The sequence below is a fragment of the Ramlibacter alkalitolerans genome (assembly GCF_016722765.1).
GTDB lineage: Bacteria > Pseudomonadota > Gammaproteobacteria > Burkholderiales > Burkholderiaceae_C > Ramlibacter > Ramlibacter alkalitolerans.
In genome coordinates this window covers 193,608-207,417 of sequence record NZ_JAEQND010000005.1, presented here as the reverse complement: position 1 = coordinate 207,417, position 13,810 = coordinate 193,608, and the positions used below count along the sequence as shown (strand labels likewise).

General features: G+C 71.6%; 6 protein-coding genes. 2 read left to right on the top strand and 4 right to left on the bottom strand.

The annotated features are described in order from the left end of the window. Positions 1–5 precede the first annotated feature (5 nt). From JI746_RS10360 to glnE, 4 genes are all read right to left on the bottom strand, one after another. On the bottom strand, positions 6–3,098 hold the full coding sequence (locus JI746_RS10360) for an efflux RND transporter permease subunit (RefSeq protein ID WP_201689178.1): 3,093 nt from the start codon (positions 3,096–3,098) through the stop codon (positions 6–8). A gap of 15 nt (positions 3,099–3,113) precedes the next feature. Further along, entirely contained in the window at positions 3,114–4,277 is a 1,164-nt protein-coding gene (locus JI746_RS10355; protein ID WP_201689525.1) for an efflux RND transporter periplasmic adaptor subunit, read from the bottom strand. A 44-nt stretch (positions 4,278–4,321) separates the two neighbouring features. Next, entirely contained in the window at positions 4,322–5,821 is a 1,500-nt protein-coding gene (locus JI746_RS10350) for an efflux transporter outer membrane subunit (protein WP_201689176.1), read from the bottom strand. Positions 5,822–6,023: 202 nt separating this feature from the next. Next, positions 6,024–8,813 carry a bifunctional [glutamate--ammonia ligase]-adenylyl-L-tyrosine phosphorylase/[glutamate--ammonia-ligase] adenylyltransferase gene (glnE, locus tag JI746_RS10345; RefSeq protein ID WP_201689174.1) on the bottom strand — a complete coding sequence of 930 codons (2,790 nt, stop codon included), beginning with the start codon at positions 8,811–8,813 and terminating at the stop codon, positions 6,024–6,026. 24 nt (positions 8,814–8,837) lie between these two features. On the opposite strand from glnE, the gene JI746_RS10340 reads away from it, so the two are divergent. Then, on the top strand, positions 8,838–12,977 hold the full coding sequence (locus JI746_RS10340; RefSeq protein ID WP_201689172.1) for a YhdP family protein: 4,140 nt from the start codon (positions 8,838–8,840) through the stop codon (positions 12,975–12,977). Positions 12,978–12,990: 13 nt separating this feature from the next. Then, positions 12,991–13,803: a carbon-nitrogen hydrolase family protein gene (locus JI746_RS10335; protein WP_201689170.1), complete on the top strand. Its 813-nt coding sequence runs from the start codon at positions 12,991–12,993 to the stop codon at positions 13,801–13,803. The last annotated feature ends 7 nt before the right edge of the window (positions 13,804–13,810 follow it).

Genomic DNA, 13,810 nt, shown 5'->3' with positions numbered 1-13,810 from the left:
CCAGCCTACGAGACCGCCTCTTTCGCGCGGGGACTGCGACGCCGCAGCCGCTTCACCTGGCGGCGCCCCCAGTGCTCCACATCGTCCACCACCTCGAACACCACCGGCACCACCAGCAGGCTCAGGATCGTCGAGGTGAACAGGCCGCCGATCACGGCGATGGCCATCGGCGAGCGGAAGCTCGGGTCGGCCGCGCCCAGGCCGATGGCGATCGGCAGCATGCCCGCGCCCATCGCGATGGTGGTCATGATGATCGGCCGCGCCCGCTTGTGGCAGGCATCGAGCAGCGCCTCGAAGCGGCTCATCCCATGGTCGCGCCGCGCGACGATCGCGTACTCCACCAGCAGGATCGAGTTCTTGGTCGCGATCCCCATCAGCATGATCAGGCCGATCAGCGAAGGCATCGAGAAGCTCTTGTGCGCCAGCAGCAGGCCGACGAAGGCGCCGCCCAGCGCCAGCGGCAGCGCGCTCAGGATCGTCACCGGGTGCAGGAAGTCCTTGAACAGCAGCACCAGCACGATGTAGATGCACAGCACGCCGGTGAGCATGGCGAGCCCGAAGCTGGCGAACAGCTCGCCCATCATCTCGGCGTCGCCCACCTGCACCACGCGCACGCCCGGCGGCAGGTTCTTCACGGCCGGCAACTGCTGCACCGCCTCGGCCACCTCGCCGAGCGGCTGCCCTGACAGTTCGATCTCGAAGTTGATGTTGCGCGAGCGGTCGTAGCGGTCGATCACCGCCGGCCCACCCGAGAGCTCCAGCGTCGCCACCTGTCCCAGCATGACGGTGCCGCCGCGCGTGCTGGGCACGGAAAGGCGCTCCAGCGTCTTGAGGTCCTGCCGCGCATCCTCGCGCAGTTTCACGACGATGGGCACCTGGCGCTGCGCGAGATTCAGCTTCGGCAGCGCGACGTCGTAGTCGCCGGAGGTCGCGATGCGCAAGGTATCGCCGATCGCCTGGCTGGTCACGCCCAGGTCGGCGGCACGCGCGAAGTCCGGCCGCACGACCACCTCGGGGCGGATCAGGCTTGCCGTCGACGCGATCTGTCCGAGGCCGGGGATGGTGCGCAGGCCCTTCTCCACCGCCAGCGCCGCATCGGCCAGCGCCTTCGGGTCCTCGCCGGTGAGCACCAGGATGTACTTCTCGCCCGAGCCGCCCAGGCCGACCTTGCTGCGCACGCCCGGCAGGCGCTCCAGCGCGGTGCGGATCTGGTTCTCGATGACCTGCTTGCGCGGCCGCTCGCCACGCTCGGTGAGCAGGATGGTCAGCGTCGCCTTGCGCGCTTCCGCCGCGCCGACGTTGGCGAGCGGGTCGCCGCCCGCGCTGCCGCCGCCGATCGTCGTGTAGACACTCCTGACGTCCTTGACCGTCCGCACGGCGCGGCGCGCCTCTTCCGCGGCGGCCTTGGTCTGTTGCAGGGTGGAGCCGGGCGGCAGCTCCAAGTACACCTGCGTCTGCGAGTTGTCGTCCGGCGGGATGAAGCCGGTGTCCAGCAGCGGGATGAGGGCCACCGAGCCGAAGAAGAACAGCGTCGCCAGCACCATCGTCTTGATGCGGTGCTGCATGCTCCAGTTCACCGCGCGCATGTACCAGCGCATCCAGGTTGGGTCGCCGTGTTCCGCCTTGGACGGCTTGAGCAGGTAGGCCGCCATCATGGGCGTGAGCATGCGCGCCACCACCAGCGAAGCGAACACGGCCAGCGCCGCCGTCCAGCCGAACTGCTTGAAGAACTTGCCCGCGATGCCGCTCATGAAGGCGGTGGGCAGGAACACCGCGATCAGCGTGAAGGTGGTGGCGATCACGGCCAGGCCGATCTCGTCGGCCGCTTCCATCGCCGCCTGGTAGGGCGTCTTGCCCATGCGCACGTGGCGCACGATGTTCTCCACCTCCACGATGGCATCGTCGACCAGGATCCCGATCACCAGCGACAGCGCCAGCAGCGTCACCACGTTGATCGAGAACCCGAGCAGGTGCATGCCGATGAAGGCCGGGATCACCGACATGGGCAGCGCCACGGCGGAGACGAAGGTCGCGCGCACGTCGCGCAGGAACAGCCACACCACCAGCACGGCCAGGGCGGCGCCTTCGTACAGCAGGTGCAGCGAGCCCTCGTACTCCTCTTCGACGGGTGTCACGAAATCGAAGGCCTGCGTGAGCTGCAGGTCCGGGCGTTGCGCCTTGATCTGCTCCAGCGCCTGGTGCACCGCGGCGCCGACCTGCACTTCGCTCTCGCCGCGGCTGCGCGAGACCTCGAAACCCACCACCGGCTTGCCATCGAGCAGGGCGGCCGCGCGCGGCTCGGCGATCGTGTCGCTGACCTCGGCCACGTCCTGCAGCTGCACCTTGCGGTTGGCGGCGACCGCGATGTCCATCTGGCCGATCTCGCGCGCCGTCTGCACGGTGGCAAGCGTGCGCACCGGCTGCTCGCCGCCACCGATGTCGGTGCGGCCACCGGCGCTTTCCACCTGCACCTGGCGCAGCTGGCGCGAGAGGTCGGCCACCGTGAGGCCCAGCGATTCGAGCTTGAGCGGATCGATGGCGACGCGCACCTCGCGCGTGACGCCGCCCACGCGGTTGACCGCACCGACGCCCGGCACCGCCAGCAGCTTGCGCGACAGCTCGTTGTCCACGAACCAGGACAGCGCCTCGTCGTCCATGCTGCGCGAGGCGATCGTGAAGGCCAGCATCGGCTGGCTGGCCAGCTCCAGCTTGTTGACGATCGGGTCGCGCAGGTCCGAGGGCAGGTCGGAGCGCACCCGCGCGACCGCCGAACGGACATCGTCCACCGCCTCCTGCACCGGCTTCTCGAGCCGGAATTCGACCGTGAGCGTGACGACGCCGTCCTGCACCTTGGTCATGATGTGCTTGAGGCCCTGCACCGTGGCGATCGCGTTCTCGATCTTGCGGGCGACGTCGGTTTCCAGCTGCTGCGGCGATCCGCCCGGCAGCGAGGCCGTGACCAGCACCGTCGGCAGGTCGATGTCCGGGAAGTTCTGCACCTTCATGGCCCGGAACGACAGCAGGCCGCCGAACGTGAGCAGCACGAACAGCATCACCGACGGGATCGGGTTGCGGATGGACCAGGCCGAGACGTTCATGCGGGGCCTCCTGCCTCAGCGCGTCGCGCTCGCCGCGGCGGAAGCGGAGGACGCCGACGACGGCGCCGAGGCGGCGGCTGCGGCCGAAGCGGCGCCGGCCGCAGCCGCCGGCGTGGCGCTGGCGGGCGTGTCGGCCAGCCGCACCAGGTCGCCTTCGTTGAGGAAGCCGCCGCCGCTGGCGACCAGCTTCATGTCCGCGGTGAGGCCGGAGAGCACCTGCACGCGGTCGCCCGCGATGCGGCCGATCTGCACCTTCACCTGGCTGACGCGGTTGTCGGGATTGACGCGGAACACATAGCTGAAGCCCTCGCGCACCACCACCGCGGGCTGCGGCACGGTGAGCGCCGGTGCGGCGCCGAGCTCGAATTCGCCGCGCGCGAACATCCCGGCGCGCGCGCTGCCCGCTGCCGGGCCGGGCAGCGGGTTCACGTCCACGTAGACGATCGCGACGCGCGTCTGCGGATCCACCGTCGGACCGATCATGCGCACGCGCCCTTCCAGCCGGGCGCCGCTGGTGGCGGTGATGAGCGCGTGGGTGCCGGTGCTGATCCGGCCCAGCTCCGCCGAAGTCACTTCGGCGCGCCATTCGAGCCGGCCCTTGCGGATCAGGCGGAACAGCTCGGTGCCGTTGTTGACGACGGCACCCACGGTGGCCGCGCGCGCCGAGATCACGCCGTCATCGGGCGCGTGCACGGCCGCCTGCGCGAGGCGCACCTGCTGCTGCTGAAGTTGCGCCCGCGCGGCGGCGACGCGCGCCTTCGCCGTGGCTTCCGCCGTGATGTACTGGTTGATCTGCGAAGCGCTCATCGCGCCCGTCTGCGACAGGGTGCGGGCGCGCGCCGCGTTGTTGGCGGCCTCGGCGGCGGCGGCTTCCGCTTCCGCCAGCGCGGCCTGGGCCTGGGCGTTTTCGGCGTGCAGGGTGCCGGCGTCGAAGCGCGCCAGCACCTGGCCGCGCCGCACGCGGTCGCCCACCCCCACCAGCACTTCGGCGATGCGCAGGCCGTTGCCCTCGGCGCCGATGCTGGCTTCCTGCCAGGCGGCGAGGTTGCCGTTGGCCGCGAGCGTCACCGGCAGCATCGCCTGCTGCGGCGTCACGATGTTCACCGTGAGGGCGGGCTTGCCGGTGGCGGCCGTCTTCTTCGCGGCTTCTTCCTTGTTGCCGCAGGCCGCCAGCAGCATGGTCAGCGCCAGCAGCGGGGTTGCGAAGGGCAGGGGCTGGAGTCTCACCGGGGGGCTTCCTCGTCGTTCGGGTTGGCGCTGCGCGCGGTGCTCGTCTCGGGGGTGCGCCAGCCGCCACCCAGCGCGCGGTACAGGGCGATCCAGGCCGCGACGCGGTCCCGCTGCAGGCCCACCAGCGTGGTCTCGGCGGCCAGCAGCACCCGGCGCTGGTCTTCCAGCTCGATCAGGCTGCCCAGGCCGCTGCGGTAGCGGGCTTCGGCGGCAGCGAAGGAGACGCGGTAGCCTTCCACCGCAATCCGCGCGTCGTCGCTGCGGTCGTCCGCGCTGCGCAGGTTGACGAGCGCTTCCTCCACTTCGCGCACGGCCTGGCGCACGCGGGCCTCGTACTGCACCACCGCTTCCTCGTAGCGGGCGACCGCCGCATCGGTGGCGGCGGCGCGGCGCCCGGCGTCGAACACCGGCATGCTGAGCGCCAGCGGGCCGATCTGCCAGGTGCGGGCGCTGAGGTTCTGGCCCGCCACGTGGATCAGCGCCGAGCCGAGCTGGCCGCTCAGGGACAGGCGCGGATAGAGATCGGCACGGGCGGCCCCGACGTCGGCGCTGGCGGCTTCGACGTTGCGTTCGGCCGCGTAGACGTCGGGGCGCTGTGCCAGCAGCGCGGCGGGCAGCGAAGGGATCGCGCCGGCCGCGATCCCGCTCGGCTCCGTCCAGCCCGCCTCCAGGCGCCGGCGCAGGGCGGCTTCGTCCAGGCCCGTGAGGGCGATCAGCGCCTTGACGGTCAGGTCGCACTGGGCCTGCTGCTGCGTGACCCGTGCGCTGGCTTCGGCCGCGCTGGCGCGTGCCTGGGCGGCCACGGCCGGCGCGGTGAATCCGGCGTCGGCACTCAGGCCGGTGAGCCGCGCCGACTCCGCCCGCGATCGGGCGTCGTTGCGCGCCACTTCCAGCTGGCGCTCGCAAACCCGCAGGTCGACGTAGCTGGTGGCGGTCTCCGCCGCCACGGCGACGCGCGCGTCGTGCCAGCCGGCCTGGGCCCCCCGCAGGCGGGCTGCCGCCGCGTCGGCCTGCGCCTGCCGGCCGCCGAACAGGTCGATCTCCCAGGCGGCCTGCAGGTTGGACTGCGTGATGGTGGTCGGCGGCAGCGCGGCGCCCGGCGCCCCGGCGGCCCCGGCGCCGACCGCGCCCCCGCCTCCCGGCGCGCCTGCCTGCGTGTTGCCGCGGACGATGGCCACGCTGGTGTCCAGCGAAGGCAGCAGCGCCGCCCGCGCCGCCACGCGATTGGCGCGCGCTTCCGCGATGCGGGTGCCGGCGGTGGCCACCGTCGGGCTCACCGTCTGCGCCGCTTCGACCAGGTCGACCAGCAGCGGATCGCCGAACTGCGTCCACCAGCGGGTGAGGTCGGTCACCTTGCCGCCATGCGGCAGCGGCGCCTGCCAGCGCGCCGGCTCGGGAGCGTCGGGGGCAGCGGGTGGACGGGGCAGCGCGCAGCCGGCCAGAGAGAGCAGCAACGCCAGGCCGCCCGCGGCGGGGAAACGCGTGTGGGTCATGCGTGGATCTGCGAAGAGCCTGCCAGACTACCACCGGCCCCCACTGTCGTGGTGGAGAGGGCTCTCGGAAAAACCGAGCGAAACGGTGGTGGAGCGAAGCGAAACGTAGGCTGGTGGTGGAGCGAAGCGAAACCCCAGCGATCACCGGCGGCGCCAGCAGCGCTGGGGTTCCCGGCGCGCTCCGCGCGCCGTCACCGCCAGCCTACGGGAACACGTGCTGCCAGAGCGCCAGGATCGCGTCGCGCTCGGCCGCCAGGCCATCCTGCGCGACCTGCGTCGACTCCTCGTTCAGCCGCGCGTGGTGCTGGTGGCGGCGCAATTCGCGGTACGCCGAAGCAGCGCGCTGGCCGACGCCGGCGGGCAGCAGCCCCGCCGTCTCGGCGCGCTGCAGCAGCGCGATGTTGCCGAGGTTCGGGATCAATTCCGGATGATGGGCCGACTGCGACAGCACCAGGAACTGCACCGCGAACTCCGCATCGACCATGCCGCCGGGGCTGTGCTTGAGGTCGAAGCGGCCGGCGCGCACCGGGTGGGCGCTGCGCACCCGCTCGCGCATCGCCACGATCTCGCGCTGCAGCGCGCGGACGTCGCGCGGCGCCGTGATCACCGCCTGCCGCACGGCGTCGAAGCGGGACCGCAAGGCATCCAGCCCGGTGACGAAGCGCGCCCGCGTCATCGCCTGGTGTTCCCAGGTCCACGCGGTGTTGCTGCCGCGGCGCTGCTGGTAGTCGTCGTAGGACTGGAAGGTCGTGATCAGCAGGCCGGAGTTGCCGTTCGGCCGCAGCGCCGTATCGATCTCGAACAGGTCGCCCTCGGCCGTCTTGGTCGACAGCCAGATGATGATCTTGCGCACGAAGGCGGCGTAGGCTTCCGGGGCGCGCTCGTCCTCGTCCTCGTAGACGAACACGATGTCGAGATCGCTGCCGTAGCCCAGTTCCTTGCCCCCCAGCTTGCCGTAGCCGAGGATGGCGAAGCGCGGCGTCTCGCGGTGCCGCTTGTTCAGGCGCTCCCAGCACCACCGCGCGGTGATGCTCAGGGTGGCGTCCGCCAGCGCGCTCAGTTCGTCGGCCACCTGTTCGACCGTGAGGGCCCCTTCCACGTCGCGCGCCAGCGTGCGGAACAGCTCCGCATGGTGGGCCCGCCGCAGCAGGTTCAGCAGCATCTCGTCGTCGTCCTCGCCGGTGATCATCACCGAGCGCTTGCGGTGCTCCAGCTCGCGCTCGTAGTCCGCGGCGCTGAAGCGTTCCTTGAGCAGGCCGTCGCTCGCGAGTTCGTCGATCACGCCGGGATGCTGGATCAGGTAGCGGGCCGGCCAGCGCGCCTCGCCGAGGATGCGCAGCAGCCGCTCGTGCACGCCCGGCCGCTCCCAGACCAGCGCCAGGTAGCTCTCGCGCCGCAGCAGCGGCTCGATCCAGTCCATCATGCGCAGCGCGGCTTCCTCGCTCACGCGGCCTTCCTGCAGCCACTGCCCGGTGCGGGCGATCAGGCGCGACAGGCGATGACGGGCGTCGTCGCGCAGCGCCATCACGCGCGGATGGCCGCACCAGCCGTGGATGCGCTGCTGCAGCTGCGCGGGCAGCTGTTCCAGCAGGTCGCCCAGCTCCGGCGGTGCCTTGCTCGCCTTGGGACCGGCGCAGCTCCTGCACTCCGTCGAGCCGCCCAGGAGCTTGTCGAATTCCTCCGCCACCAGCTCGCGGTGGCCATCGAGTTCGTGCAGGAAGGGACAGCAGTCCGCGTAGCCCATGGTGTGGGCGATCCAGGCCAGGTCGCCGTCTTCGTCCTCGTTGCGGCAGCCCATGGGCAGCACGTGGGTCTGCTGGTCGTCCAGGTACTGGATGCGGTGTTCGACCCGGCGCAGGAAGGTGTACGCGGCGGCGAGCGCGCCGGCGGTCTCGTCGGACATCAGCCCCGCCCGCGCCAGCCGCTCCAGGGCCTGCAGCGTGGGGCGCGTGCGCAGTTCGGGATACTGGCCGCCGCGCACCACCTGCAGCAGCTGCACGATGAATTCGATCTCGCGGATGCCGCCACGCGACAGCTTGACGTCGTTGGCGCGCTCGGGCCGGCCGGCTGCCCGCCGCGCCGCGTGCTCGCGGATCTGCCGGTGCAGCGAGCGCAGCGAATCGAACACCGCGTAATCCAGGTAGCGGCGGAACACGAAGGGCAGCACGGCGCCGCGCAGTTGCTGGGCGCCGCCGTCCTCGATGCAGCTGCGCGGGGCGACCACCCGGCTTTTCAGCCAGGCGAAGCGCTCCCATTCGCGCCCCTGGACCTGGAAATAATCTTCCAGCGCGCCGAGCGACACCGCCTGCGGGCCCGAATTGCCGTTGGGCCGCAGCATCAGGTCGACCCGGAACACGAAGCCGTGCTCGGTCACGTCGCCGATCAGCCCGTAGATGGCCTTCACCAGCTTGGCGAAGTACTCGTGGTTGCTGATGCGGTTGCGGCCGTCGCCGTTGCCGGCCGTCTCGCCGTCTTCCTCGTAGACGTACACCAGGTCGATGTCGCTCGAGACATTGAGCTCGCGCGCCCCCAGCTTGCCCATGCCGACGATCCACAGCTGCGCGCGCTGGCCGTCCGAGCGCGTCGGCGCGCCGTACACCTCGTCCAGTTCGGCGCAGGCATGGCGGCAGGCGGTGTCGAGCGCGAATTCCGCCAGCTCCGTCACGGCATGCGTGATCGTCGCCAGCGGCGCCTGCCGGTCACAATCGAGCACCACCAGCCGCTCCATCACCAGCTGGCGCAGCACGCGTAGCGCGGAGGGCACATCGAAGCCGCGCGAACGTAAAGCCTGGTAAGCGATCGCCATCGTGGCGTGCGCTGGCGCACCCGTCGGCAACAATTCCAGTTCGCCCGCATAGCGCCGGCGCAGGCGCTGCACGAAACGCGATTGGCCGGAGAGTGGATCCGGCGCGATGCCGCTGTCGTCCGCGGTGGCCCCGCGCTGCGGTGCGTTGTCGTCGCTGCCAGAACCCGGCGCGTCGCCGAGGGTCATAATTCCCGCCACTCCCAAGTCTTCATGAATGCGACGCCGCCGAATCCCTCACGCGCGCTGAGGTTGTTTGCCGCAGCCGCCAAGTGGTCCCTGTGGCTGCTGCTCGCGGCATCGCTGCTGCTCACGGTGGCCTGGGGGGCGCTGCATGGATTCATTGTGCCGCGTATCGGCGAACTGCGCCCGGCACTGGAAATCCGCGCCAGCAAGCTGCTGGGAATTCCGGTGCGCATCGGCAACATCAGCGCCCGCACCGAAGGCCTGGTGCCTTCCTTCACGCTGCAGGACGTGGTGCTGCTGGATCCGCAGGGCCGCGAGGCGCTGCGGCTGCCGCTGGTGATCGCCGCCTTGTCCCCGCGCTCACTGTGGAATCTCGGTTTCGAGCAGCTCTATATCGAGCGGCCGACGCTCGCCATCCGGCGCGCGGCGGATGGCCGCATCTTCGTCGGCGGCCTGGACGTCTCGGGCGGCAGCGACAGCGAAGGGCGCGCGGCGGACTGGTTCTTCAGCCAACGCGAATTCGTGCTCCAGGGCGGCACGCTCGAATGGACCGACGAACTGCGCGGCGCACCGACGCTGGCCCTGGGCGAGGTCGACTTCGTCGCCCGCTCGCATGCGCGGCGCCACCTGCTGCGGCTGGACGCGACGCCGCCGCCGGCCTGGGGCCAGCGCTTCTCCCTCGCCGGCATCTTCCGCCAGCCACTGCTGTCCGCCAGCCCGGGCCGCTGGCAGCAGTGGGTGGGCGAAGTGCACGCGCAGTTCGGCGAGGTCGACCTGTCGCAGCTGCGCCAGCACGCCGATCTCGGCTTCGACATCGCGCAGGGCCGCGGCCGGCTGCGGGCCTGGGCCGACGTCGAACGCGGCCAGCTGGTCGGCGGCACGGCCGACATCGTGCTCACCGAGGTGCGGGCGACGCTGGCCACGGCCCTGGAGCCGCTGGTGCTGCAGTCCGTCTCCGGCCGCCTGGGGGGCAAGCGCACCGCCACCGGCTTCGAGTTCCAGACCCAGGACCTGCAGTTCCTCACCGAAGACGGCCACGCCTGGCCGGGCGGCAACGTGGCCCTGAGCTGGGGCCGCGCCCAGGGCCAGACCGCCGCCCAGGGCGAGCTGCGCGCCGACCGGCTGGACCTGCACGCGCTCAGCCAAGTGGCCACGCGGCTGCCGCTCGGCGAGGCCACCCGTGCGGCGCTGCAGGCCTACGCGCCGCAGGGCCTGGTCGAGACCCTGCAGGCACGCTGGCAGGGGCCGCTCGATGCGCTGCAGAAATATGAAGCGCGCGGGCGCGCCGTCCGGCTGGAAACCGCGGCGCAGCCGCACCCTGACGGGCACGCCGGCATCCCCGGCCTGCGCGGCGCCTCGCTCGACTTCGACATCACCCAGCGCGGCGGCAAGGCGAAGCTGGCCATCGAGCAGGGCACGCTGGAGTTTCCCGGCGTGTTCGACGAGCCGGTGATCCCGGTGACTACCCTGGCCGCCGACCTGCACTGGCAGGTCAAGGGCGCGCAGCTGTCGCTGGACGTCAACAACCTGAAGTTCGCGAACGCCGATGCCGAAGGCGAGGCCCAGGCCCGCTGGCACACGGCCGATGCGAAGGCCGGCGGGGCGCGTTTTCCCGGCGTGCTGGACCTGCAGGGCAGCCTCAGCCGCGCCGATGGCGCGCGCGTGTGGCGCTACCTGCCGCTCGCCGTCCCCGCCCGGGCGCGTTCCTACGTGCAGGAAGCTGTCGTGAGCGGCGCGGCCACGGGCACGAAGTTCCGGGTGAAGGGCGACCTGCGCCAGTTCCCGTTTGCCGACAACCGCAGTGGCGAGTTCCTGGTCACGACCCAGGTGAAGGACGTGGTGCTCGCCTACGTGCCTGCGAGCATCAACCAGGGGCCGGGGAGCTGGCCTCCCTTCACGGCGCTGTCCGGCGAGCTGGTGTTCCAGGGCGACGGCATGCAGGTCAGGGGCGCGGCCGGCCGGGTGCATGGGCGGCCGCAGCTGCAGATCCACGCCGACGTCCAGATCCCCGCGTTCCATCATCCGCAGGTCGACGTACAGGGCCGCATCGAGGGGCCGGTGAGCGAGTCGCTGGCGGTGGTGAACACCTCGCCGGCCGCGGCCATGACCAGCCAGGCGCTGGCGCGCACCACCGGCACCGGCACCGCCGAAGTGCAGCTGCGGCTGGCGCTGCCGCTGCGCGACCTGACGCGCTCGCAGGTGCAGGGCACGGTGACGCTGGTGAACAGCGACGTGCAGATGACGCCCGAGAGCCCGCTGCTGGCCCGGGCCCGCGGCGCGATCCTCTTTTCCGACAAGGGCTTCCAGGTCGCCGGGGTGCAGGCGCGGGCGCTCGGCGGCGAAGTGCGGCTGGAAGGCGGCTCGCGCCCCGGCGGTCCGGGCGAGCCGGCGATCGTGCAGTTGCGCGGGCAGGGCACGGTGAGCGCCGAAGGCCTGCGCCAGGCCCACGAGCTCGGATTCTTCTCGCGGCTGGCGCACAACTTCAGCGGCGCCACCAGCTACAACCTGCTGCTCACCTTCCGGCGCGGGCCGCCCGAGGTGCAGGTCTCGAGCAACCTGCAGGGGCTGGCGGTGAACCTGCCGCCGCCCTTGAACAAGCCCGCCGAGAGCGTGCTGCCGCTGCGCTACGAGACGGCGCTCACGCGCGATGCGCTGGTCCCGCAAGGCAAGCTGCAGGAACTGCTGTCGCTGGAGCTGGCGCGCGTCGGTTCGGTCAGCTTCGTGCGCGACCTCAGCGGCCCGGAGCCGCAGGTGGTGCGCGGCGCCATCGCGATCGGCCTGGCACCGGGGGAAAGCGTGCTCATGCCGGAAGAGGGCGTCACGGCCAACGTGCAGCTGGGACAGTTCAACGTCGATGCGTGGGAGGACGCCCTGGCGCGCGTCTCGGGCCCCGAGCCGGCAGCGGCTTCAGCCACCGGCGGCGCCACGCCGGCGCCCGCACGCGACCTCGGCGCCAGCCAGTCCTACCTGCCGACCGTAATCGCCCTGCGCGCGAAGGAACTGAGCGCCGACGGCCGCACGCTGCACGACGTGGTGGTCGGCGGCTCGCGCGACGGCCGGGTCTGGCGCGCCAACATCGAGGCCCAGGAACTCGATGGGTACGTGGAATACCGCCAGCCGCAGAACTCCGGCGCGGGCCGCATCTACGCGCGGCTGGCGCGCCTGAACATGGCGGCTTCGGCCGCGAGCCAGGTCGAGGAGCTGCTGGACCAGCAAACCGCCATCCCCGCGCTCGACGTGATCGTCGACGAGTTCGAACTGAAAGGCCGCCGGCTCGGGCGGCTGGAAATCGAGGCCGTGAACCGCGGCGCCGGCACCGTGGCGCGCGAGGGCGGCATCCGCGAATGGCGCCTCAACAAGCTGAACCTCACGATGCCGGAAGCCTCGTTCAGCGCCTCGGGCAACTGGGCGGCCCTGGGTGCGCAGCCGGTCGCGCCCGGCGGGCCGCGCCAGCTCACCGGCCGGCCCGAGCGCCTGCGCACCGCCATCAAGTTCCGCCTCGACATCGCCGACGCCGGCGGGCTGCTGGCGCGCATGGGCATGAAGGACGTGCTGCGGCGCGGGCACGGCGCCATGGAAGGCAACGTTTCCTGGCTCGGCTCGCCGCTGGCCTTCGACTATCCCACCATGAGCGGCAACTTCAACGTGCAGGTCGAGAACGGCCAGTTCCTCAAGGCCGATCCCGGGCTGGCCAAGCTGCTGGGCGTGCTGAGCCTGCAGTCCCTGCCGCGGCGGCTGGTGCTGGATTTCCGCGACGTGTTCAGCCAGGGCTTCCCGTTCGACTTCGTGCGCGGGGACATCGCGATCGAGCGCGGCATCGCCTCCACCAACAACCTGCAGATGAAGGGCGTGAACGCCGCGGTGCTGATGGAAGGCAGGGCCGACATCGCCCGCGAGACGCAGGACCTCAAGGTGGTCGTGGTGCCGGAGATCAACGCCGGCACCGCCTCGCTGGTGGCGACGGTGATCAACCCGGCGATCGGCCTCGGCTCCTTCCTGGCGCAGATGTTCCTGCGCCAGCCGCTGATGCGCGCCGCCACCCAGGAATTCCATGTCGACGGCACCTGGACCGACCCGCGGATGACGCGCGTGGCCCGCTCGCTCGTGCCCGAGACGACCGGTGTCTCCGGCGGCCCCGCCGGGCCGGCCGAACCCGCCATGCGTTGAAGGGAGAACCGCCATGAAGATCGCCGCCCTCCAGACCGTGTCCGGCGCCCGGGTCGCCGCCAACCTCGACACCGCCTACAGCCTGCTGGCCGAGGCCGCGCGCGCCGGGGCCGAACTCGCCGTCCTGCCCGAGTACTTCTGCCTCATGGGCCAGCGCGATGCCGACAAGCTGGCGGTGCGCGAGCCCTTCGGCGAAGGTGCCGTGCAGTCCTTCCTCGCCGGCACGGCACGCGAACTGGGCCTGTGGATCGTCGGCGGCACGCTGCCGCTGGTGGCGGAGTCCGCGCAGCACGTGCGCAACAGCAGCCTGGCCTATTCGCCGCAGGGCGAGTGCGTGGCGCGCTACGACAAGATCCACCTGTTCCGCTACGACAACGGCCGCGGCGAGCAGTACGACGAGTCGCGCGTGATCGAGGCGGGTGCCGCGCCGCAGGCCTTCACGCTGCCCTCGCGCGACGGCCATGCGTGGCGCGTGGGGCTGTCGGTCTGCTACGACCTGCGCTTTCCCGAGTTGTACCGTGCGCTCGCCGCCGACCTGCTGCTGGTGCCCAGCGCCTTCACCTTCGGCACCGGCCAGGCTCACTGGGAACTGCTGCTGCGGGCCCGCGCGATCGAGAACCTGGCCTACGTCGCTGCGCCGGCGCAGGGCGGCCGGCACGACAACGGCCGGCGCACCTGGGGCCATTCGATGGTGGTCGATCCCTGGGGCGTGGTGCTGGCGCAGCGCGAGGACGAAGGGGCCGGCGTCGTCCTGGCGGAGATCGCGCGCGAGCGGCTGCAGCAGGTGCGCAGCCAGTTGCCGGCGCTGCAGCACAGGGTGTTGTGACATCGCG